At 67.5% G+C, this 20,734-nt stretch carries 21 protein-coding genes; 11 read left to right on the top strand and 10 right to left on the bottom strand.

What is annotated here, in order from left to right; translation table 11 throughout:
* Positions 1-382 precede the first annotated feature (382 nt).
* Complete coding sequence (locus SLQ33_RS15565) at positions 383-1,252, top strand: HAD-IB family hydrolase (protein WP_319454773.1); 870 nt, start codon at positions 383-385, stop codon at positions 1,250-1,252.
* A gap of 406 nt (positions 1,253-1,658) precedes the next feature.
* Here the strand turns inward: SLQ33_RS15565 and SLQ33_RS15560 are convergent, their stop codons facing one another.
* Entirely contained in the window at positions 1,659-2,411 is a 753-nt protein-coding gene (locus tag SLQ33_RS15560; RefSeq protein ID WP_319454772.1) for an oxidoreductase, read from the bottom strand.
* A 137-nt stretch (positions 2,412-2,548) separates the two neighbouring features.
* Between SLQ33_RS15560 and acs the strand changes: the two genes are divergently transcribed.
* A complete protein-coding gene (acs, locus tag SLQ33_RS15555) occupies positions 2,549-4,501 on the top strand; it encodes an acetate--CoA ligase (RefSeq protein WP_319454771.1) in 1,953 nt (650 codons plus the stop codon).
* 8 nt (positions 4,502-4,509) lie between these two features.
* Here acs and SLQ33_RS15550 read toward each other — a convergent pair whose 3' ends face one another.
* Positions 4,510-5,163 carry a S1 family peptidase gene (locus SLQ33_RS15550; RefSeq protein WP_319455148.1) on the bottom strand — a complete coding sequence of 218 codons (654 nt, stop codon included), beginning with the start codon at positions 5,161-5,163 and terminating at the stop codon, positions 4,510-4,512.
* Positions 5,164-5,350: 187 nt separating this feature from the next.
* On the opposite strand from SLQ33_RS15550, the gene SLQ33_RS15545 reads away from it, so the two are divergent.
* Both SLQ33_RS15545 and SLQ33_RS15540 read left to right on the top strand, forming a co-directional pair.
* Entirely contained in the window at positions 5,351-5,860 is a 510-nt protein-coding gene (locus SLQ33_RS15545; RefSeq protein WP_319454770.1) for a phage holin family protein, read from the top strand.
* Complete coding sequence (locus tag SLQ33_RS15540) at positions 5,861-6,850, top strand: alpha/beta hydrolase (protein WP_319454769.1); 990 nt, start codon at positions 5,861-5,863, stop codon at positions 6,848-6,850.
* On the opposite strand, the gene marP is transcribed toward SLQ33_RS15540, so the two are convergent.
* Genes marP through nth form a run of 4 tightly spaced genes read right to left on the bottom strand, consistent with a single transcriptional unit; the run spans position 6,847 to position 10,185 of the window.
* Entirely contained in the window at positions 6,847-8,037 is a 1,191-nt protein-coding gene (gene marP / locus SLQ33_RS15535; RefSeq protein ID WP_319454768.1) for an acid resistance serine protease MarP, read from the bottom strand. The genes SLQ33_RS15540 and marP overlap by 4 nt on opposite strands.
* Positions 8,034-8,843, bottom strand: a complete 810-nt coding sequence (locus SLQ33_RS15530) for an NUDIX hydrolase (RefSeq protein WP_413653753.1) — start codon at positions 8,841-8,843, stop codon at positions 8,034-8,036. Before SLQ33_RS15530 ends, marP begins: the two co-directional genes overlap by 4 nt.
* The gene (locus tag SLQ33_RS15525; RefSeq protein WP_319454766.1) at positions 8,844-9,494 is read right to left on the bottom strand and encodes a TlpA disulfide reductase family protein; all 651 of its coding nucleotides are present in this window, start codon (positions 9,492-9,494) and stop codon (positions 8,844-8,846) included. It abuts the gene before it with no gap.
* A 10-nt stretch (positions 9,495-9,504) separates the two neighbouring features.
* Positions 9,505-10,185, bottom strand: coding sequence for an endonuclease III (gene nth / locus SLQ33_RS15520; RefSeq protein WP_319455147.1), 681 nt, complete (start codon positions 10,183-10,185; stop codon positions 9,505-9,507).
* Positions 10,186-10,374: 189 nt separating this feature from the next.
* Between nth and SLQ33_RS15515 the strand changes: the two genes are divergently transcribed.
* Positions 10,375-10,695 carry a hypothetical protein gene (locus SLQ33_RS15515; protein ID WP_319454765.1) on the top strand — a complete coding sequence of 107 codons (321 nt, stop codon included), beginning with the start codon at positions 10,375-10,377 and terminating at the stop codon, positions 10,693-10,695.
* A gap of 102 nt (positions 10,696-10,797) precedes the next feature.
* Positions 10,798-11,472, top strand: coding sequence for a cAMP-activated global transcriptional regulator CRP (gene crp / locus SLQ33_RS15510; protein WP_247056989.1), 675 nt, complete (start codon positions 10,798-10,800; stop codon positions 11,470-11,472).
* A gap of 44 nt (positions 11,473-11,516) precedes the next feature.
* On the opposite strand, the gene SLQ33_RS15505 is transcribed toward crp, so the two are convergent.
* Genes SLQ33_RS15505 through SLQ33_RS15495 form a run of 3 tightly spaced genes read right to left on the bottom strand, consistent with a single transcriptional unit; the run spans position 11,517 to position 12,906 of the window.
* Complete coding sequence (locus tag SLQ33_RS15505) at positions 11,517-12,296, bottom strand: MBL fold metallo-hydrolase (RefSeq protein WP_319454764.1); 780 nt, start codon at positions 12,294-12,296, stop codon at positions 11,517-11,519.
* Positions 12,293-12,748 carry a RidA family protein gene (locus SLQ33_RS15500; protein WP_319454763.1) on the bottom strand — a complete coding sequence of 152 codons (456 nt, stop codon included), beginning with the start codon at positions 12,746-12,748 and terminating at the stop codon, positions 12,293-12,295. The genes SLQ33_RS15505 and SLQ33_RS15500 overlap by 4 nt, the downstream gene beginning before the upstream one ends.
* The gene (locus SLQ33_RS15495) at positions 12,745-12,906 is read right to left on the bottom strand and encodes a DUF4177 domain-containing protein (RefSeq protein ID WP_319454762.1); all 162 of its coding nucleotides are present in this window, start codon (positions 12,904-12,906) and stop codon (positions 12,745-12,747) included. The genes SLQ33_RS15500 and SLQ33_RS15495 overlap by 4 nt, the downstream gene beginning before the upstream one ends.
* A 48-nt stretch (positions 12,907-12,954) precedes the next feature.
* Here SLQ33_RS15495 and SLQ33_RS15490 point away from each other — a divergent pair, with 48 nt between their 5' ends.
* Both SLQ33_RS15490 and SLQ33_RS15485 read left to right on the top strand, forming a co-directional pair.
* The gene (locus SLQ33_RS15490; RefSeq protein WP_319454761.1) at positions 12,955-13,983 is read left to right on the top strand and encodes an ArsA family ATPase; all 1,029 of its coding nucleotides are present in this window, start codon (positions 12,955-12,957) and stop codon (positions 13,981-13,983) included.
* Positions 13,980-15,125, top strand: coding sequence for an ArsA family ATPase (locus SLQ33_RS15485; protein WP_319454760.1), 1,146 nt, complete (start codon positions 13,980-13,982; stop codon positions 15,123-15,125). The genes SLQ33_RS15490 and SLQ33_RS15485 overlap by 4 nt, the downstream gene beginning before the upstream one ends.
* A gap of 7 nt (positions 15,126-15,132) precedes the next feature.
* On the opposite strand, the gene SLQ33_RS15480 is transcribed toward SLQ33_RS15485, so the two are convergent.
* Positions 15,133-15,489: a WhiB family transcriptional regulator gene (locus tag SLQ33_RS15480; protein ID WP_319454759.1), complete on the bottom strand. Its 357-nt coding sequence runs from the start codon at positions 15,487-15,489 to the stop codon at positions 15,133-15,135.
* A 280-nt stretch (positions 15,490-15,769) separates the two neighbouring features.
* Here SLQ33_RS15480 and ponA2 point away from each other — a divergent pair, with 280 nt between their 5' ends.
* The 3 genes from ponA2 to SLQ33_RS15465 are packed head-to-tail and all read left to right on the top strand — an operon-like array spanning position 15,770 to position 20,303.
* On the top strand, positions 15,770-18,214 hold the full coding sequence (ponA2, locus tag SLQ33_RS15475) for a transglycosylase/D,D-transpeptidase PonA2 (protein WP_319454758.1): 2,445 nt from the start codon (positions 15,770-15,772) through the stop codon (positions 18,212-18,214).
* A gap of 26 nt (positions 18,215-18,240) precedes the next feature.
* The gene (locus tag SLQ33_RS15470) at positions 18,241-19,200 is read left to right on the top strand and encodes a metallophosphoesterase (protein WP_319454757.1); all 960 of its coding nucleotides are present in this window, start codon (positions 18,241-18,243) and stop codon (positions 19,198-19,200) included.
* Entirely contained in the window at positions 19,197-20,303 is a 1,107-nt protein-coding gene (locus SLQ33_RS15465) for a PLP-dependent cysteine synthase family protein (protein WP_319454756.1), read from the top strand. The genes SLQ33_RS15470 and SLQ33_RS15465 overlap by 4 nt, the downstream gene beginning before the upstream one ends.
* Positions 20,304-20,734: the final 431 nt, after the last annotated feature.

The raw sequence follows: 20,734 nt of genomic DNA, 5'->3' as shown, positions 1-20,734 counted from the left end.
GAAGTCGCGGCTGTGCACAAGCCGCCGTCGAGAACGTGTGTCAACAACAACCCCGAAACGACGTTCCGCAACTTTGGGTGCGAAACTCGCGGGACTCTGGGGATTGCTCGACGGGCGCTCGGGAAACTTGCCCTAGAAAAGGGACGACCCCCGCCAGGGGGGGAGGAGGCGGAGGTCGTCGTGTATCAGCCCCGGGGGGTCGGGCTGATGCACACCCGGCATAAGCCGAGTGATGTTCACTATACACGCGGCGACGCCACGCGGCGCAAGCCCTGCTTGCGAACGAAACCATGCGGTGACCTGGAAAGTTGCAGAGTCGGACACGTGTCGGCGACTGACACTTTTCGCAACCGACGTGCCCCGGCGCGACTCAGCGCCGCTTATGCTGAGCACCGTGACCGCATCCGAATCGGCCCCGGACGGTTCGCTCGCGCCGCGGACCGAGTCCGCCCCGGGCCGTCCGGTACGCACCGCCGCATTCTTCGATCTCGACAAGACGGTGATCGCGAAGTCGAGCACGCTGGCGTTCAGCAAACCCTTCTTCGAGCAAGGGCTAATCAATAGGCAGGCCGTGCTGAAGTCTGCCTACGCGCAATTCCTGTTCCTGATGTCCGGCGCCGACCACGACCAGATGGACCGCATGCGGTCCTACATCACCAATATGTGTACGGGCTGGAACGTCGAACAGGTGAAGTCCATCGTCAGCGAAACACTGCACGACATCGTCGACCCCCTGGTCTTCGCGGAAGCTGCCAATCTCATCGCTGACCACAAGCTCTGTGGCCGCGACGTGGTGGTGGTCTCGGCCTCGGGCGAGGAGATCGTCGCCCCCATCGCGCGGGGCCTCGGCGCGACGCATGCGATGGCCACCCGCATGGTGGTCGAAGACGGCAAGTACACCGGCGAAGTGGCGTTCTACTGCTACGGCGAGGGCAAGGTCGAGGCAATCCGCGAGTTGGCCGCCCGCGAAGGCTATTTACTCGAGCACTGCTACGCCTACTCCGACTCCATCACCGACACGCCGATGCTCGAGGCGGTCGGGCACCCGACGGTCGTCAACCCCGATCGGGCGTTGCGGAAGGAGGCGGTCGCCCGCGGCTGGCCAGTCCTCGAATTCTCCCGGCCGATCCCGCTACGCGACCGAATTCCCGCGCCGTCGGGCGCGGCCGTTGCCACTACCGTCGCCGTCGGCGTCAGCGCGTTGGCGGCCGGCGCCCTCACCTACTCGCTGCTCCGCCGCTTCGGCTTCTGACTGCGCCCCGCCGATAGCTGCTTTGCTGCGCGGTAACGATCGCAACTCGGGGCCAATTGACCCTTGATGTGACCGCGGTCACGGAGTACAAAGGAAGCACGGACGCTTGGTACGGCCAAGTTCGAGTCGGAAGAGAAGGCTCGCTCTCCCAAGTCAGGCGACCCAGCACGGATCCCGGCACCCACGCGGAGCACAAGCCGCGTTATGGCAATAGTGTTGCGGGCCTGCGTAATTGCGAAGAGCGGACGACCACGACGATCCCTTGGGTGGGGTTGCAGCCGTAGCGCATCGCAAGGACGCCGAGGCCACCCACGCAGCCCACCGAGCACGCTTGGTAACCGAGAATCCGTGCTAGCGGGCGGCGAGCCGAATTATTTTCGGAGCGCCGCCCGCTTCACTTTGCTGGCTACTGCCCCGACGAGGCTTCGGCAATGGACAGCGCCTCGCGCGCGCCGTCCTCAAATGCCCGGCAGCTGGTGATCAGCCACACCGCCAGCCCGTCGGACGTACCCGACGCAAATCCGCGCGCCGCGGCGCGGTAGTCGCCCGATTCGCGCATCCAGTAGATCTCGGGAACGCCGAGCCCGTGTGGGTCGAGCCCGCTGGTGATCGTGATCAGCCGCGACACCGCGCGCGCCACCACTCCGTCGGCCACCCCGAACGGGGCCAAGGTGAGCAGTTCACCGTGGGCCACCGCCGCGAGCACGGGCGCGGGCACCCCGGTCCCTCCGGTCACGATGTCGCCCAACAACTCGAGCCTGCGGCCCACGTCGGGGTCGGGCCGTGGCCGCCCCAGCGCGTCGTCGTCGGTCAGCTCCGCCGCCGCCAACGCATGAAGTCGGGCCATGGCCTGTAGCGGGGCGCGCTTCCACACGCCGACGAGCGCGGTGGCGCCACCCTCGAGCGCCTCCGCGACCCGCAATGCACCCGCGAGCACCGGCTCGGCCTGCCCGTCGTCCCCTGAGATCGACAGCGCACCGCCGTCGAGCACCGACGAGGCCCGCGCACCGCGCACCGCGGCTTCGGCCGCCGCCGCTGGCCAGCCACGCAGATTGGCGCGGTGCCGGTGGGCGCGGGCGATCGCGGCGCGGGCCGCCTCGCTCGCTTCGGCCACCCCGGGTAATTGCGCCAGCGGGGCGAGGGGGTCGGAAGCGGCCACGACACGACACGCTACGTGGCACGGCGATCGACCGTTGGACCCGTCTCGACGCGCATTCGTCGCAGACCTCCCACCGTCTACGGCCGGCGGTATGAGTTGCAACCGCCCTGCAACGTCGGGTGACTAGGCTCACAACCATGTCCGAGGCTTCTACTGCGACCGCGTCCACCTATCCCCCGTCGGCCGAATTCGCCGCCGCTGCGAACGCCACCACCGAGCTGTACGCCGAGGCAGAGCGCGACAGGCTCGCGTTCTGGGCGGCCCAGGCGAACCGGCTGTCGTGGGACACCCCGTTCACCGAGGTGTTGGACTGGTCGGGAGCGCCATTCGCCAAGTGGTTCGTCGGGGGCAAGCTCAACGTCGCGTACAACTGCGTGGACCGCCACGTCGAAGCCGGCAACGGCGACCGGGTGGCGATCCTCTGGGAGGGCGAGCCCGTCGGCGACAGTCGCTCGATCACCTACGCACAGCTCAAGGACGACGTGTGCAAGGCCGCCAACGCCTTCTCCGAGCTCGGGCTGGTGGCCGGGGACCGGGTCGCGATCTACATGCCGATGGTGCCCGAGGCGATCGTCGCGATGCTGGCCTGCGCACGGCTGGGCGTCATGCACTCGGTGGTGTTCGCCGGCTACTCGGCGACCGCGCTGCAGGCGCGCATCGAGGACGCCGAGGCCAAGCTCGTCATCACCACCGATGGGCAGTTCCGCCGCGGCAAGGCAGCCTCGCTGAAGGAAGCGATCGACGAGGCCTGCGACGGCCAGCCCAGCGTCGAGCACGTACTGGTGGTCCGCCGCACCGGGATCGACGTGGCGTGGACCGAGGGCCGCGACCTGTGGTGGCACGACGTCGTCGACGGCGCGTCGACCGAGCACACCCCGGAAGCGTTCGACGCCGAGCATCCGCTGTTCCTGCTCTACACCTCGGGCACCACGGGAAAGCCCAAGGGCATCGTGCACACCACCGGTGGGTACCTCACCCAATCCAGCTACACGCACCACAACGTGTTCGACGTCAAACCCGAGACCGACGTGTATTGGTGCACGGCCGACATCGGCTGGGTCACCGGCCACAGCTACATCGTGTACGGGCCGCTGTCCAACGGCGTCACCCAGGTGGTCTACGAGGGCACGCCGGCTTCACCCGACGAGCACCGCCACTTCCAGGTCATCGAGAAGTACGGCGTGACAATCTATTACACCGCCCCGACGCTGGTGCGTACGTTCATGAAGTGGGGGCACCAACTCCCAGCCGAGCACGACCTGTCGAGCCTGCGACTGTTGGGTTCAGTCGGCGAGCCGATCAACCCCGAGGCCTGGCGCTGGTACCGGGATGCGTTCGGCGCCAACAAGACCCCGATCGTCGACACCTGGTGGCAGACCGAGACGGGGTCCATCATGATCTCGCCGCTGCCGGGTGTCACGGCGGCCAAACCAGGCTCGGCGATGACGCCGCTGCCCGGCATCTCGGCCAAGATCGTCGACGACGACGGCAACCAACTCTCACCGGGCGCCGACCACGGCGAACAGCCCAACGGCTACCTCGTGCTCGACAAGCCGTGGCCGTCGATGCTGCGCGGCATCTGGGGAGATCCCGAGCGGTTCAAGGAGACCTACTGGTCGCGGTTCGCCGAGCAGGGCTGGTACTTCGCTGGCGACGGGGCCCGCTACGACGCCGACGGCAACATCTGGGTGTTGGGCCGCATCGACGACGTGATGAACATATCCGGGCACCGAATCTCCACTGCCGAAGTGGAATCCGCGCTCGTCGGACATTCGGGAGTAGCGGAGGCGGCGGTCGTCGGCGCCAGTGACGACACCACCGGGCAGGCGATCTGCGCGTTCGTCATCCTCAAGTCCAGTGCCCAGGGCGGCACCGAGGACATGATCGACGAACTCCGCAAACAGGTGGCCAAGGAGATCTCGCCGATCGCGCGCCCCCGCGAGATCCACGTCGTGCCCGAACTCCCCAAGACTCGCAGCGGCAAGATCATGCGCCGACTTCTGCGCGACGTCGCCGAGGGCCGCGAGCTCGGTGACACCTCGACTTTGGTGGACCCCAGCGTCTTCGAAGCGATCCGCGCCAGCAAGTAGCCGCGGGCTTAGGCGACGGGGACGAAGCCCGATCCCGGCCGGTTCTTCGCCGCGATGTCGGCGAGGATCGAGTTGATGGACATCGTGACCGCAGGCGTGTGCAGTGGCACGAACTTGACGACGCACGTGGGCAATTCCTCGCTGAACGCGCCGTGGATCATGCCGACCAGATGGTTGTCGACGGTGACCGGCGCACCCGAGTCACCGGGTTGACCGCACACCTGGTTGACGATGGTGCCCGGTTTGTCGCCGGGCCCCCACGTGACGCCGCACGAATAGCCGGTGGTCCGCCCGAGCTTGCAGGCCACCGCACCGAAGGTGGGGTCGGGGGCGATGCCGTCGATCCGGAAGCCGTTGACGGTGCTGACCGGCTGCACCTTCGCCGGATCGAACTCGATCACCGCGTAGTCGAGGCCGTCGTTGCCGGCCACCATGGTGCCCAAGGTGCCACGGTCCGCGGCCCCCTCGGCCGCGACCTGCGCGCCCGGCCCTCCACAGTGCGCCGACGTGAACCCGATCAGATTGCCGCGGCTGTCGTTGCCGATGGCGGTCAGCGTGCAGAACGTGTCCCCGTCGACCACGATTCCCGAACCGCCGCCGAGCGGAACCGGCGCATCTGCCTGGGCGGCCGGAAGGGACGGAGTGGTCAGGGTCAGGACCACGATCGCGAGGACCGCCGACACCACGAATGGCCAGCGGTTGAACAACAGCCAACTCCGTTCGTCCGCCCCGACTATTTGCCAAGCGCGATCAGTCTATCGTCGGCCGAGATCGAACTGCCCGCTGCGACATGGCAACATGAACCGCATCGAGCTTGACCACGAATCCGACGCTGGGAGGACGTGACCCGTGAGCAGTGGCGACCGCAAGAACGGCGTGCCGGCGACTGTGACGTCGATTCCGCTGGTCGACGCGCACGCACCAAAGGTCGATCCTTCGATCGGTGACCTGGTCAAGGACACTTCTGCGCAGATCTCGACGCTGGTCCGGGCCGAGGTCGAACTGGCCAAGGCCGAGCTCACCCGCGACGTCAAGAAGGGGCTCACCGGCAGCGTCTTCTTCATCCTGGCGCTCGTCGTGCTGTTCTATTCGACGTTCTTCTTCTTCTTGTTCCTCGCCGTGCTGCTCGACTTGTGGCTGTGGACCTGGGTCGCGTACCTCATCGTCTTCGGGCTGATGGTGCTGACCACTGTGGTGTTCGCGCTGCTCGGCTATTTGAAGGTGCGTCGGATTCGCGGGCCGCAGCAGACGATCACGTCCGTCAGGGAAGCGCGGGAAGCGCTGGTGCCGGGCCAAGCCAAGTCCGCGGGCAAGCCGGGAGCGACTCCGGAGTCGACGGCAGATCCATCGGGCTGGTAGATGGCTGCGCGCCGCCAGGGCGGCGAGTCCCGGCAGCCGCCCGATCCGTCGGTCGTCCGCATCGACGGTCCATGGCGGCATGTCGAGGTGCACGCCAACGGGATTCGCTTTCACGTCGTCGAGGCGAACACCCCTGACGACTCGCCCGCCAGGGCCGGCGAGCGGCCGCTGGTAATCCTGCTGCACGGCTTCGGTTCGTTCTGGTGGTCGTGGCGCCACCAACTGCGGGCGCTCACTGGGGCCCGGGTGGTGGCGGTGGACCTGCGCGGCTACGGCGGTAGTGACAAGCCCCCGCGCGGCTACGACGGCTGGACGCTGGCCGGCGACACCGCAGGACTGGTGCGCGCGCTCGGCCACGAGCGGGCGACCCTGGTGGGGCACGCCGACGGCGGGCTGGTGTGCTGGGCGACGTCGGTATTGCATCCGCGGGTGGTCCGGGCGATCGCCCTCGTGAGTTCGCCACATCCGGTGGCGCTGCGCGCTTCGGCGTTGACGCGGCGCGATCAAGGGCTGGCGCTGCTGCCGTGGATGCTGCGCTACCAATTGCCGTGGTGGCCAGAGCACGTGCTGACCCGCCACGACGCCGAAGAGCTCGAGGTCCTGGTGCGTAGCCGCGCCAGCGCCAAATGGATTGCCTCCGAGGACTTTTCGGAGGCCATCGGACACATGCGTCGCGCCATCCAGATCCCGTCGGCCGCTCACTCGGCGCTGGAGTACCAGCGGTGGGCGGTTCGCAGCCAGCTGCGTGGCGAGGGCCGCCGGTTCATGCGGTCGATGAAGCGGCCGCTGGCGGTCCCGGTCCTGCACATGCGCGGCGACGCCGACCCCTACGTACTGGCGGAGCCGGTAGATCGCACCCAGCGCTACGCGCCGCACGGTCGCTACGCGTCACTGGCAGGCGCGGGTCACTTCGGTCACGAGGAGGCTCCCGATCAAGTCAACGAGCACCTGATGCGCTTCCTCGGTCAGGTCTACAGGACCTCACGTTAAGGGATGCAGGTCCCGGTTGGCACCGTCGCGGTGTTGCCCACCTTCGCCATCTGCTTGGCCACCTCGTTGGCAGTGAGCACGAAGCCGGTGTCCGCGTCGTCGACTGCGGCGCCGAAGACGACGCCGAGCACCCGGCCTTCGCGATCGATCAGCGGTCCACCCGAATTGCCCTGTCGGACAGTGCCTCTGATGGTGTAAACCTCACGGGTGACCGTGTTGGTGTGATAGATGTCGGGCCCCTTGAGCTGAATGATCTCGCGGATGCGCGCAGGCGTCGCGGTGAAGTCGCCTCCACCCGGGTAGCCCATCACCACCGAGTCCGTCCCGGTCGGGGCCTCCCGCATGTCGAAGGCCAGCGGCGGCGACGGCAGGTTCGGGACGTCGAGCAGGGAGATGTCCGCCTCTGGGTCGTATGACACGACGCTCGCGTCGTACGACTGGCCGTCGGCCTCGACGGTGACGGTCTCGGAGCCCGCAACGACGTGCGCGTTGGACATCACCCGATTGGGCGAGACGACGAACCCACTGCCCTCGAGCACCCGCTGGCAGCTGGGTGCCACGCCGCGGATCTTCAGCACGCTCGGACGGGTGTTGGCCACCACCGGGTCCGACGCCAGGGTCGCATCCGGAACGTCGACGTCGACGTTCGGCGTGCGGCCAAACCGCGGCAGCACGTCGGGGAGCCCGGACGTGCCATACAGCTTGTTCAGGCTGGCCCGCAGCTTGGAGGTCACCCACTCTGGCGCCACCTGGTCGACCCCGGTGAGAATTCTCGAACCACGCACTGCCGCAGCGAGATTCGGCTGATTCGCAGACGTCAGCGGAATGGCCAACACCCACGCGGCGAGCAGAATCGTGACGACCTGCAGCGCCACCCCCACCAACGAGTCGAAGCTGCGCAGCGCTGGATTGCGGATCGCCGCGCGCGCGGCCCGGCCGAGCACCACGCCCGCGATCTCACCGATGACGACGAGGCCGAGGATCAGGAACAGTGCGACGAACAACCGGGTGCGCTGGCCATCGAGATGGCTGACCACGTGCGGTGCGAGCAGGATTCCCGCGACCCCGCCGAGCACGACCCCGAAGAACGCGAGCAGCGAGCCGAGCGCGCCCGTACGCCAGCCAGAGATGGCGGCCACGAACGCGACGGCCAGGATCGCGAGGTCAAGCCACTGTGACGATGTCATTGTTGGTCATCACGGTAACTGTTGCCGCCGCCAACGAGCGCCATCGCCGCGTCGAGCTCAACAAGGTCGCGCGTGTTCCACGGCGTGGCCCAACCGGCGACGTCGAGCATCGCCGAGATGACCTGACCGGTGAACCCCCAGACGAGCATCTGATTCAGCAGGAACGCCGGCCCCGCGAAACGGCTGGTGTTCTGCTGGCGGTACACCATCAAGCGATTATCGGGGTTGATGAACGCGCGGACGGGGACCCGCGCGACGATCGCCGTCTCCCCTGGATCGACGACACCCACCGGCCCGGGGTCGGGCGAGTACGCGAGCACCGGAACCACGTGAAAGCCCGACGGCGGAATGAACATCCGGTCCAACGTGGCCAGCGTCCGCAGCCGGGCGGTGTCGATGCCGGTCTCCTCGCGCGCCTCCCGCAACGCGGTGAACACCGGGCCCTCGTCGTCGGGGTCGGACGCTCCGCCGGGGAACGCCGCCTGGCCCGCGTGGTTCCGCAGCGTCGACGCGCGCACGGTGACCAGCAGGTCCGCGTCGTCGGGCAGCCCACCCGTCGGGGAGTCCTGCGGCCCGGAGAACAACACCAGCACCGCTGCGTCACGCTTCTGCATGGTCAGCGTGGCAGCGGCGTTCGCTGCCGTCATGGCGGCCAGCACGTCGGCGGGCACCCGGTTGCGATAGGCGCTCGGTACGTCACCGACGTTGTCGACGAGCGGCTTGAGCCAGGTGGGGGCGGCGTCGGGACTGAGCGGACTGCCTACGCGGTCGGAGCTCAACCAGGCACTCCTTATGTCGGGGTTGATCTAGGTTATCGCTGCGTTCACCGCAGCGGCTATCTCGTCGGCGGTGGTGAACGACCGCGGTAGCACCTCGGCCACGCTACCGTCCGAGCGCAACACGACGGTTGCAGGCATGACGTTTGGCACGCGCAGCGCGGCCGCGACGAGCCGTTGCCCGTCTTGAAGCGTGGGCAACCGCACGCCCAGTTCGGCCATGAGCAACAGCCCCGCCGTCTCGTTCTCGTCCTGATGCACGGTGAGCACGGTGACGTCATCGCCGACCCGGCGTTGGTACTCGGCCATGGCGGGGAGCTCGTCCCTGCATGGCCCGCACCAGTAGGCCCACAGGTTGAGCACCGTCGTTCGCCCCGCCACGACCTTGGCCACGTCGACCTGCGACCCGTCGCCCGCGCATTCGAGCGTGATGCCGCGCAGGAGTTGCGGGCCGTCGCCCCGGCCCGGCGGCGGACACGGCTCGAGCTTGGCGTCGGCGCGCGGTCCGGCAAGCGCCTCAGCGGTGTCGACGTCGCGGTGGTCGCGCGCCGCGCCGGGGCCGGCGGTCCCGACCGACGTACCGGCCACTGAGTCGGAGTCGCGTAGTTCGGTCCACAGCGCCGCCACGATCGCCGCGACGACGATCAGCACCGCGACGGTCCAACGGGTCGACCTGTTCATCGGCCGGGGCTCAGAGCCCGGCCATCGCCAAGAGGTGCTCCGTCTCCGGCCCCTTCACCAGCGGCGCCGCGAGCAGCGGGTCCGTCGGCCCGGTACCGAACGACGGACAGTCCTTGGCCAGCGCGCAGACCCCGCAGGCCGGCTTCTTGGCGTGACACACGCGCCTGCCGTGGAAGATCACCCGGTGGCTGAGCAGCGTCCACTCCTTGCGCTCGATGAGCTCACCGATGGCGAACTCCACCTTCACCGGGTCCTCGAGCTCGGTCCAACGCCAGCGCCGGACCAGCCGGCCGAAGTGCGTGTCGACGGTGATGCCAGGAACGTCGAACGCGTTGCCGAGCACCACGTTGGCCGTCTTGCGACCGATGCCCGGCAGCGTCACCAGTTCGTCGAGCGTGTCGGGCACCTGCCCGTCGAACCGCTCGACGAGCTCCTGGCCGAGCTTCATCAGCGACGTCGCCTTGTTGTGGAAGAAACCGGTGGGACGGATGATCGCCTCGAGTTCGTCGCGGTCGGCTCGTGCGTAGTCGAGCGCGCTCCGGTACTTCAGGAACAACGCGGGGGTAGTGAGATTGACCCGGACGTCGGTGCTCTGCGCAGACAGAATCGTGGCCACCGTCAGTTCCAGCGGATTGGTGAAGTCCAGCTCGCAGTAGACGTGCGGAAATGCCTGGGAGAGTGTGCGATTCATTCGTCGGGCGCGACGGACCAAACCAGTGTGCGTCTCGTTGTCGAACTTGGCGGTTCGCTTGTCGGACTTCGGGGACGACGCCGCTTCAATTGCCACGGATTCAGCGTACTGACGGGGCCGACAAGTGTAGACGCGGACCGGTGGCATTTCGTGATCCCGCTGAGACCTTCGGCGTGTTTACTTCGCCATGTGTCTTGGTTGCTCGTCGCGTTCATTCCGGGGTTGCTGATGCTGGCAACCTTTGGGCTGGACCGACTCGAAGCGGGCCTCGACGACGGCACCGTCTCGGAGACCGACGTAACCGCGTTGCTCGAACAAGCCAAGGCAGACTCGGCGCGAAGGCCGCTCGCCGTCCGCGACACCACCCCGCCGGACACGCTGCCGCTGCGAGAATCGCGGCCCGAGAGGTACGCACCGGCCGATTCAGGCGCAGGTTTGCCGACGCGCGTGTACGTCCATCACCGGTCGAATCCGCAATTTCAGCCGACTCGACAGGCCGATCGTGTGTAGCGTTGGCACGTCGCAACGGCGCCTACCTCTAGACTGACTTCGGCAACGAGTTAGTGGTTGGCCTGCGCGTGTCATATCACCGAAGAGCTTAAGAGGGGCAACGTGGACGAGATCCTGGCCAGGGCCGGAATCTTCCAGGGCGTCGAACCCACCGCGGTATCAGCGCTGACGAAACAGCTTCAGCCCGTCGACTTCCCGCGTGGACACACCGTATTCGCCGAGGGTGAGCCGGGCGACCGGCTCTACATCATCATCAACGGCAAGGTGAAGATCGGTCGCCGGTCGCCGGACGGTCGCGAGAATCTGCTCACCATCATGGGGCCGTCGGACATGTTCGGCGAATTGTCGATCTTCGACCCTGGGCCACGGACGTCGAGCGCCACCACCATCACCGAGGTGCGCGCCGTGTCGATGGACCGCGACGCGCTGCGGGCATGGATCGCCGATCGGCCGGAGATCGCCGAGCAGCTGCTGCGGGTGTTGGCCCGTCGCCTGCGCCGCACCAACAACAACCTCGCCGACCTCATCTTCACCGACGTGCCAGGCCGCGTGGCGAAGCAGCTTTTGCAGCTGGCCCAGCGGTTCGGCACCCAGGAAGGCGGGGCGCTGCGCGTGACGCACGACCTGACCCAAGAGGAGATCGCACAGCTGGTGGGCGCCTCCCGCGAGACTGTGAACAAGGCGCTGGCCGACTTCGCGCACCGCGGCTGGATCCGGCTCGAGGGCAAGAGCGTGCTCATCAGCGACTCCGAGCGCTTGGCTCGCCGAGCGCGATAAATCGCGCCCAGCGAGCCTTCATCGCGCCCGCTAACTGCAGGGGTCTAGGCGCGCAGGTAGTTCAGCTGAGCCTGAACGCTCCACTCCGCGTGATCCCACAGCTTCTCGTCGACGTCGGTGTAGACGTGTTCGACGATCTGGCGGGCCGTGGCGTCGTCGCCCAGCGTGCGTAGTGCGTCGCGCACCTGCTCGAGCCGCTGCTCGCGATGCGTCAGGTACATGTCGGTGACGGCCTCGAGATCGGGCAGGTCCGGCCCGTGCCCGGGCAGCACCGTGCGCCCGCCCAGCCCGTTCAGCCGCCGCAACGACTCCATGTAATCGCGCAGGCTGCCGTCCTCGTTGTCGATGACGGTGGTCCCCCGACCCAACACCGTGTCAGCGGTCAGCACGGCATCCTCGACAAGGAACGACAGCGAATCCGCCGTGTGTCCTGGCGTCGCCATCACCGTGATCCGCAGCCCCGCGGCGTCGATGACCTCGCCGTCGGTCAACGGACCGCCTAGACCGCGCAGGAAGCCGCTGCCCACCGCCCGCACCGTCGCCCCGGTGCGGTCGACGAGCTTGTCGATCGCGTCGGTGTGGTCGCCGTGCTTGTGGCTGATCAGCACCAGCGGGATCTTGCCGAGCGCGGCGATCCGCTCGATGTGCGCGTCGTCGTCGGGGCCGGGGTCGACGATCACGCGCTCGTCGCTGCCCGGGCCTTGCAGCACCCAGGTGTTCGTGCCGTCGAGGGACAGCAGGCCGGGGTTCTCGCACAGCAGCACCGACGCCGTGTCGGTCACCGGTCGCAGCAGTCCGTAGGCCGGATGCTCCAGGACCGTCACGCGACCTCGACGATCAGTTCCACCTCGACCGGCGCGTCGAGCGGCAGTTCGGACACGCCGACGGCCGACCGGGCGTGCGCGCCCGCGTCGCCGAAGATCTCGCCGAACAACTGCGACGCCCCGTTGACGACGCCGGGTTGTCCGCTGAAACCCGCTGCGGAGGCGACGAATCCGACCACCTTCACCACGCGGGTGATGGAGTCGACGCCCACCAACGAATGGACGGCGGCAAGCGCGTTCAGCGCGCAGACCCGGGCCAGCGCCTTCGCATCCTCGGGGCTGACCGTCGCGCCGACCTTCCCGGTCTGCAGCAGCTCACCTCCGACGATCGGCAGCTGACCCGAGGTGTAGACGAGGTTGCCCGTGCGCACCGCAGGCACATACGCCGCCAGCGGGGCGACCACCTCGGGTAGTTCGATGCCGAGCTCGGCGAGCCGGGCCGAGACGCTCATTTCGGCCTTTTCAGATAGGCGATGTGCTGCTCGCCCGTGGGCCCGACCAGTACCGACACCAGTTCCCAGCCGTCCTCGCCCCACTGATCGAGGATCTGCTTGGTCGCATGGGTCAATAGGGGCACGGTCGCGTATTCCCACTTGGTCGGTTCACTCATGTGGCTGAGCCTATCGGCCCACCCGTCGCACTTGGCTAGCATGCTCAGGTGGCTTCCCAGACTTCCGCACCCGTCGGCCGAGCGGCCGTTGCCTGGCCGTCGCGCCTCACCAAGGCGCGCTTGCACTTCGTGACGGGCAAGGGCGGCACCGGAAAGTCGACCATCGCGGCGTCGTTGGCACTCGCCCTCGCGGCGGGCGGTCGCAAGGTGTTGTTGGTGGAAGTCGAAGGGCGCCAAGGCATCGCGCAACTCTTCGACGTTCCACCACTGCCGTACGAGGAGGTCAAGATCGCCACGGCCGAGGGCGGCGGTCAGGTCAACGCACTCGCCATCGACACCGAGGCGGCGTTCCTCGAGTACCTCGACATGTTCTACAACCTCGGCATCGCCGGCCGGGCGATGCGCCGCCTCGGCGCCGTCGAGTTCGCGACGACCATCGCGCCCGGCCTGCGCGACGTGCTGCTCACGGGCAAGATCCGCGAGATCGTCACCCGGGCCGAGAAGGGCAAGCAGCCGGTCTACGACGCCATCGTCGTCGACTCGCCGCCGACGGGCCGTATCGCCCGCTTCCTCGACGTCACCAAGGCCGTCTCCGACCTGGCCAAGGGCGGGCCGGTGCACGGTCAGGCCGAGAGCGTGGTCAAGGTGCTGCACTCAGAGCTGACCACCATCCACCTGGTCACGCTGCTGGAGGCGCTTCCGATCCAGGAGACCGTCGAGGCGATCGACGAGCTCAAGGGGCTCGGGCTGCCGATCGGCAGCGTGATCGTCAACCAGAACATCCCGAACTACTTCGGACAAGCTGACCTGGCCAAGGCCGCCGAGGGGGACGTCGACGCCGACGCGATCCGCACGGCCCTGTCGAAGTCAGGAATCACGTTGTCCGACAGCGACTTCGCCGGACTGCTCACCGAGGCCATCCAGCACGCGACCCGCATCGCCGCCAGGGCCGAGAGCGCCGCAGAGCTCGACGAGCTCGACGTGCCGCGGCTCGAACTGCCCGCTCTGCGCGACGGAGTGGACCTGGGCAGCCTGTACGAACTCGCCGAAGAACTCGCCTCCCAAGGGGTCAGATGAGCACCGCACCACGCGCCCTCGACATGGGCGCCATCCTGGCCGACACGGCCAACCGGGTCGTCGTATGTTGTGGCGCAGGCGGTGTCGGAAAGACGACCACAGCGGCGGCCATGGCGCTGCGCGCCGCCGAGTACGGTCGCACCGTCGTCGTGCTGACCATCGACCCGGCCAAGCGCCTAGCCCAGGCGCTCGGCATCGAGAGCCTCGGCAACTCACCGCAGCGGGTTCCGCTCGCGCCCGAGGTCAAGGGCGAACTCCACGCGATGATGCTCGACATGCGCCGAACCTTCGACGAAATGGTGCTTCAGTACTCCGAAGGCGACCGCGCCGAGGCGATTCTGGAGAACCAGTTCTATCAAACGGTCGCCACGTCGTTGGCGGGCACGCAGGAGTACATGGCGATGGAGAAGCTGGGTCAGCTGCTCGCCGAGGACAAGTGGGACCTCGTCGTCGTCGACACCCCGCCGTCCCGCAACGCGCTGGACTTCCTCGACGCCCCCAAGCGGCTAGGCAGCTTCATGGACAGCCGGTTGTGGCGCCTGCTGCTCGCTCCTGGCCGAGGAATCGGAAGACTGGTCACGGGCGCCGTCGGCCTGGCAATGAAGGCGCTCTCCACGGTGCTGGGCTCGCAGATGCTCTCGGACGCAGCTGGGTTCGTGCAGGCATTGGATGCGACGTTCGACGGTTTCCGCGAGAAGGCCGATCGCACCTACGAATTGCTGAAGCGGCGCGGCACTCAGTTCGTCGTGGTCTCCGCTGCCGAGCCCGATGCGCTGCGCGAGGCGACCTTCTTCGTCGACCGGCTGTCGCAGGAGAAGATGCCGCTCGCCGGCCTCGTGCTGAACCGCACGCACCCGATACTGTGCGACCTCAAGGCCGACAAGGCCAACGAGGCCGCCGACCAGCTGGGTGGCGAAGACGGTCCCGACGCCTTGACGGTGGCGGTGCTACGGATTCATGCGGACCGGGCGCTCACCGCCAAGAGGGAGGTTCGGCTGTTGTCGCGGTTCACGGGCGCCAACCCGCACGTGGCGATCGTCGGCGTTCCGTCACTGCCGTTCGACGTATCGGATCTGGAGGCGCTGCGCGCCATCGCGGATCAGCTCACGGGCGAAGCGGAACCAGCCGCGACCGCGGGATAGGGCGGATTTAGACCGCGCTGCGGTGTTTGCGCTGGGCGGCGAAGAACTCGGCCCAGGAAACGACCTCGGGGTGTTGCTTGAGCAGGGCACGGCGCTGACGCTCGGTCATTCCGCCCCAGACGCCGAACTCGACGCGGTTGTCCAGTGCATCGGCACCGCACTCCAGGATGACGGGGCAGTGTCTACAGATCACGGCGGCTTTGCGCTGAGCGGCGCCGCGGACGAAGAGCTCGTCGGGGTCGGCCTGGCGGCAGCGGGCTTGGGAAACCCACGCGATGCGGGCCTCGGCCTCAGCACCTTGGACTACACCGTTGACTGGGGACGTCGTCATTGTTCTACGCGCTGCGGGCCGTGTTCCTGACACCAGCGATCCCTTCGTCCAGCCGCCACTTGGGGCGATCCAAACCTCGGTGTAGAACGCCGGTGCGATCTACGCCACATTGCGCCAGGAGTGTTACCTAGATCGCACTGTGTGTCCAAGCTAGGTGGTCAGGGGGGTTTTGCGCAACAGTCAAATCTCGAATTTTTGGGACGACCGTGCCGTGACCCATCTTTGCGCATGATCAGAGCCGCCGCAGCCCCTGGTTCTGCGCCTATACCAGAGCCACGAGGCTCTCGGCGAATGACGTGACTACTCTGTAGCCATGTCTGAGCGACCGTCGACGCGGCCACCGGCAGCGGTGACGGTCATCAAGCTCGCGTGGTGCATCTTGTTGGCCAGTGTGATCGCCGCCGCGCTGATGTTCCCCCTCGTCGGCGGCTTCGGCCTGATGTCCAACCGCGCGTCCGACGTCGTCGCCAACGGCTCCGCTCAACTCGTCGAGGGCGAGGTACCCGCCGTTTCGACGATGGTGGACGCCAAGGGAAACCCCATCGCGTGGCTATACACCCAGCGTCGGTTCGAGGTGCACAGCGACCAGATCGCCAACACCATGAAGTTGGCTATCGTCTCGATCGAGGACAAGCGCTTCGCCGAACACAACGGCGTCGACTGGAAGGGCACGCTGACCGGTCTCGCCGGCTACGCCTCCGGCGACCTGGACACCCGCGGTGGCTCCACCATCGAGCAGCAGTACGTGAAGAACTACCAGTTGCTGGTGATCGCTCAAACGGACGCAGAGAAGCGCGCGGCCATCGAGACGACGCCGGCGCGCAAGCTGCGCGAGATCCGCATGGCGTTGACGTTGGACAAGACGTTCCCCAAGCCGGAGATCCTCACCCGCTATCTGAACCTGGTGTCGTTCGGCAACGGCGCATTCGGCGTCCAGGACGCCGCACAGACCTACTTCGGGATCAACGCCTCGGAGTTGAACTGGGAGCAGGCCGCGCTGCTCGCAGGCATGGTGCAGTCGACCAGCGCGCTGAATCCGTACACCAATCCCGACGGCGCGCTCGCGCGTCGAAACGTGGTGCTGGACACCATGATCGACAACATTCCTGCGGAGGCCGAGGCGCTGCGGGCCGCCAAGGAGGCGCCGCTGGGCATCCTGCCGCAGCCCAACGAGTTGCCGCGCGGCTGCATCGCCGCGGGCGACCGTGCCTTCTTCTGCGACTACGCGCTGGAGTACCTGGCCCGCGCGGGGCTGTCCAAGGAACAGGTCGCCAAGGGCGGCTATCTCATCAAGACCACGCTCGACCCCGACGTCCAAGGCCCCGTCAAGTCGGCGGTCGACGGTATCGCCGCGCCCGACCTGGACGGCGTCGCCAGCGTCATGAGCGTGATCCGCCCCGGCAAGGAGGGACATCCGGTGCTGGCGATGGCCAGCAACCGCACCTACGGGTTGAACCTCGACGCCGGGGAAACCATGCAGCCGCAACCGTTCTCGCTAGTCGGCGATGGTGCCGGTTCGATCTTCAAGGTGTTCACCACGGCAGCGGCCCTCGACATGGGCATGGGCATCAACGCTCAGCTCGACGCCCCGGCCCGGTTCGAGGCGAAGGGGCTGGGCAGCGGCGGTGCCAAGGGCTGCCCACCGGCGACGTGGTGCGTGACGGGCGGCGCACGGGGCGCGCTGAGTGTCACCGATGCGCTGGCGACGTCGCCGAATACCGCATTCGCCAAGCTGATCTCGCAGGTCGGCGTTCAGCGCACCGTCGACATGGCGGTCAAGCTGGGGCTGCGGTCCTATGCACTGCCCGGCACGGCCCGCGACTACGACCCCGACAGCAACGAAAGCCTGGCCGAGTTCGTCAAACGGCAGAACCTGGGTTCGTTCACGCTTGGCCCGATCGAGGTCAACGCGCTCGAGTTGTCGAACGTCGCGGCGACGCTGGCCTCGGGAGGGGTGTGGTGTCCGCCCAACCCGATCGACAAGGTCTTCGATCGCACCGGCAACGAGGTCGCGGTCACGACGGAAACCTGCGAGCAGGTGGTCCCGGAGGGCCTGGCCAACACCATGGCCAACGGGATGAGCAAGGACGACACGGGCGCCGGTACCGCGGCCGGGTCCGCAGGGTCAGTCGGTTGGAATCTCCCGATGTCGGGCAAGACCGGAACCACCGAGGCGCACCGGTCGTCGGGTTTCCTGGGCTTCACCAGTGCCTTCGCCGCAGCCAACTACATCTACGACGACTCCACTACGCCGTCTGACCTGTGCTCCTGGCCGCTGCGGCAGTGCGGATACGGCGACCTGTTCGGCGGCAACGAGCCGGCCCGCACCTGGTTCACCGCGATGAAGGTCATCACCCCCGAGGACGTGGCGCTGCCTCCGACCGACCCGCGCTACGTCGACGGCGCACCGGGCTCAAAGGTTCCGAGCATCGCCGGAATGAGCCAGGACCTGGCCCGTCAGCGCCTGAGGGACGCCGGCTTCCAGGTCGCCGAACAAGCCACCCCCATTAACAGCGTCTCCCCGGCGGGTGCGGTGGTCGGTAGCTCGCCCGCCGGGCAGACGGTTCCCGGCTCGATCATCACGATCCAGGTCAGCAATGGCATCGCGCCGCCGCCTCCGCCGCCACCTCCAGGGATGCCACCGTTCGACCCGAACAACCCCCTGGCAGCCATCGGGTCGACCGTCGTGCAGATCCCCGGCCTGCCGCCCATCACGGTGCCGGTGCTCGGACCGCCTCCGCCGCCACCACCACCGTGATCAGGTTCTCGCAGTAAGCTGCCACCATGTCCGCCCCTTCGACGGTCTTGAAGAACTCTGCCGTGGTGGCCGCAGGCTCGTTGGTCGCCGGCGTCGCCTACGCCACGCTGATCGAGCGCAACGCCTTCGTGATGCGGGAACTGACGATGCCGGTGCTCACGCCGGGATCGTCGCCCTTGCGGGTGCTGCATCTCAGCGACTTCCACATGCGGCCGCAACAACGCCACAAGCAGGCGTGGCTGAGGGAGCTCGCCCGGTGGGATCCGGACCTGGTGGTCAACACGGGCGACAACCTGTCACACCCCAAGGCGGTGCCGTCGGTCGTGCAGGCGATGGGTGACCTGTTGTCGGTGCCCGGCCTGTTCGTGTTCGGCAGCAACGACTACTTCGGGCCGACGCCGAAGAACCCGGCGAGCTACATCTTCAACCCCTCCAAGCGGGTGACGGGCGAGCCGCTCCCATGGCAGGACCTGCGTGCGGCGTTCAGTGAGCGGGGCTGGCTGGACATGACGCACACGCGGCGCGAGCTCGAGGTCAAGGGCCAGCTGATCGCGGTGGCCGGCGTCGACGACCCACACCTGACGCGCGACCGCTACGACACCATCGCTGGACGGCCCAACCCGGCGGCCAACCTGACGCTTGGCCTGACGCACGCGCCGTACACCCGGGTGCTCGACCGCTTCGCCGAGGACGGCTACCAGCTGGTGATGGCCGGACACACGCATGGTGGACAGCTGTGCGTGCCGTTCCGGGGTGCCGTCGTCACGAACTGCGACCTCGACCCGTCGCGGGCCAAGGGCATGTCCCGGTGGGGCTCGGCCATGCAACTGCACGTGTCGGCGGGTATCGGCACCTCCCCGTACGCCCCGTATCGGTTCTGCTGCCGGCCAGAGGCCACGCTGCTGACGTTGGTCGCCGCGCCGACCGGTGGCGGGCACGCAGGCACCAAGGCGGGCGTGTCCCGATCGGCCGTATCGGCCCGGTGACCGAACCGGCTACCGTCGCGACCCGCAGCCAGCCACGCCGGTGGGTGGACAACGCGGTCCGACTGATCGAGGCCGACTCCCGACGCAGCGCCGACACGCACCTGCTGCGGTATCCGCTGCCGTCGCAGTGGTGCGACGGCGTGGACGTGCAGTTGTATCTCAAGGACGAGTCGACCCACATCACCGGCAGCCTCAAGCACCGACTGGCCCGCTCACTGTTCCTCTACGCCCTGTGCAACGGCTGGATCGGTGAACACACGACGGTCATCGAGGCGTCCTCGGGGTCGACGGCCGTGTCCGAGGCCTACTTCGCCGCGCTGCTGGGGCTGCCGTTCATCGCGGTGATGACGTCGTCGACGAGTTCATCGAAGATCGCACTCATCGAATCACAAGGCGGCCGTTGCCATTTCGTCGCCGAGGCGGCTCAGGTGTACGCCGAGGCGGAGCGGCTTGCCGAGGAGACCGGCGGGCACTACCTGGACCAGTTCACCAACGCCGAGCGCGCCACGGACTGGCGAGGCAACAACAACATCGCAGAGTCGATCTTCCAGCAGATGCACGACGAGCCACACCCCATTCCCGACTGGGTCGTGGTCGGCGCGGGCACCGGTGGCACCAGTGCGACGATCGGGCGCTACATCCGCTACCGGCGCTACCCCACCCGATTGTGCGTCGCCGACCCGGAGCACTCGGCCTTCTTCCCGGCCTACGCGATGGGCCGCCGCGACGTCGTCACGGGCGTGTCGTCACGCATCGAGGGAATCGGCAGGCCGCGGGTGGAGCCGTCGTTCCTGCCCGACGTCGTCGACTGCATGGTGACCGTCCCGGACGCTGCGTCGGTGGCCGCGGCTCATCACGTCAGCACGGTGCTGGGCCGACGAGTGGGCCCGTCGACGGGAACCAACGTGTGGGGTGCGTTCGGCCTGCTGGCCGAGATGGTCAAGACGAAGCGCAGCGGCTCAGTGGTGACGTTGATCGCCGATAGCGGCGACCGCTACGCCGATACCTACTTCGACGACGAGTGGCTAGCCAGCCACGGGCTGGACCCGTCGGCGTCGGCTGAGGTGTTGGTCGAGTTCGAGCGCTCCGGCCGCTGGTCCTGATCGTCTGCTCCGTTACCCCGGTAATCGGACGTCAGGAACAGCCACAGCGCGGCAAGGGCGAAGAACCCGCCATAGACTGCGGCTCCCAACCCAGTCATCTCAACCCTCAATTCATTCGGTGGTCGCGTATGCGATTCATTGTGTAGAACGCCACTGACATCCACTTTGATCCCCATTTGCGGGGTGAGCTTCGCCATGCGATACGTCCGTGCCCTACGGCTACCGTTACTGATGGGGTTGGCCGTTGTTGGCCGTTGCCGGGGTAACGGTTGCCCGGCTCGGTTGCCGCGTTCGTGCCCGGTCGGGTGGACGGTATTTGGTTCCCCGTGTCCCTGACTGGTGGCGGTTCCCGGTGGTCGCTGTTGGGCTGTGGGGTCCGGTCTGGTTGGTAGCTCTCACACCACGATCCTCTGGTCGTGGATGTGTCACAC

Origin of the sequence: Mycobacterium sp. RTGN6 (genome assembly GCF_033804605.1) — a bacterium.
Taxonomy (GTDB): Bacteria; Actinomycetota; Actinomycetes; order Mycobacteriales; family Mycobacteriaceae; genus Mycobacterium.
Note: the sequence above shows the minus strand (reverse complement) of the source record. Positions and strands in the feature narration are given on the sequence as shown.

Excerpts from the sequence above, each read along its gene's own strand:
- SLQ33_RS15565 (WP_319454773.1), top strand. The coding sequence starts at position 383 with ATGCTGAGCACCGTGACCGCATCCGAATCGGCCCCGGACGGTTCGCTC.
- acs (WP_319454771.1), top strand. The coding sequence starts at position 2,549 with ATGTCCGAGGCTTCTACTGCGACCGCGTCCACCTATCCCCCGTCGGCC.
- SLQ33_RS15540 (WP_319454769.1), top strand. The coding sequence starts at position 5,861 with ATGGCTGCGCGCCGCCAGGGCGGCGAGTCCCGGCAGCCGCCCGATCCG.
- marP (WP_319454768.1), bottom strand. The coding sequence starts at position 8,037 with ATGACATCGTCACAGTGGCTTGACCTCGCGATCCTGGCCGTCGCGTTC.
- SLQ33_RS15525 (WP_319454766.1), bottom strand. The coding sequence starts at position 9,494 with ATGAACAGGTCGACCCGTTGGACCGTCGCGGTGCTGATCGTCGTCGCG.
- nth (WP_319455147.1), bottom strand. The coding sequence starts at position 10,185 with ATGAATCGCACACTCTCCCAGGCATTTCCGCACGTCTACTGCGAGCTG.
- SLQ33_RS15500 (WP_319454763.1), bottom strand. The coding sequence starts at position 12,748 with ATGAGCGTCTCGGCCCGGCTCGCCGAGCTCGGCATCGAACTACCCGAG.
- SLQ33_RS15495 (WP_319454762.1), bottom strand. The coding sequence starts at position 12,906 with ATGAGTGAACCGACCAAGTGGGAATACGCGACCGTGCCCCTATTGACC.
- SLQ33_RS15485 (WP_319454760.1), top strand. The coding sequence starts at position 13,980 with ATGAGCACCGCACCACGCGCCCTCGACATGGGCGCCATCCTGGCCGAC.
- ponA2 (WP_319454758.1), top strand. The coding sequence starts at position 15,770 with ATGTCTGAGCGACCGTCGACGCGGCCACCGGCAGCGGTGACGGTCATC.
- SLQ33_RS15470 (WP_319454757.1), top strand. The coding sequence starts at position 18,241 with ATGTCCGCCCCTTCGACGGTCTTGAAGAACTCTGCCGTGGTGGCCGCA.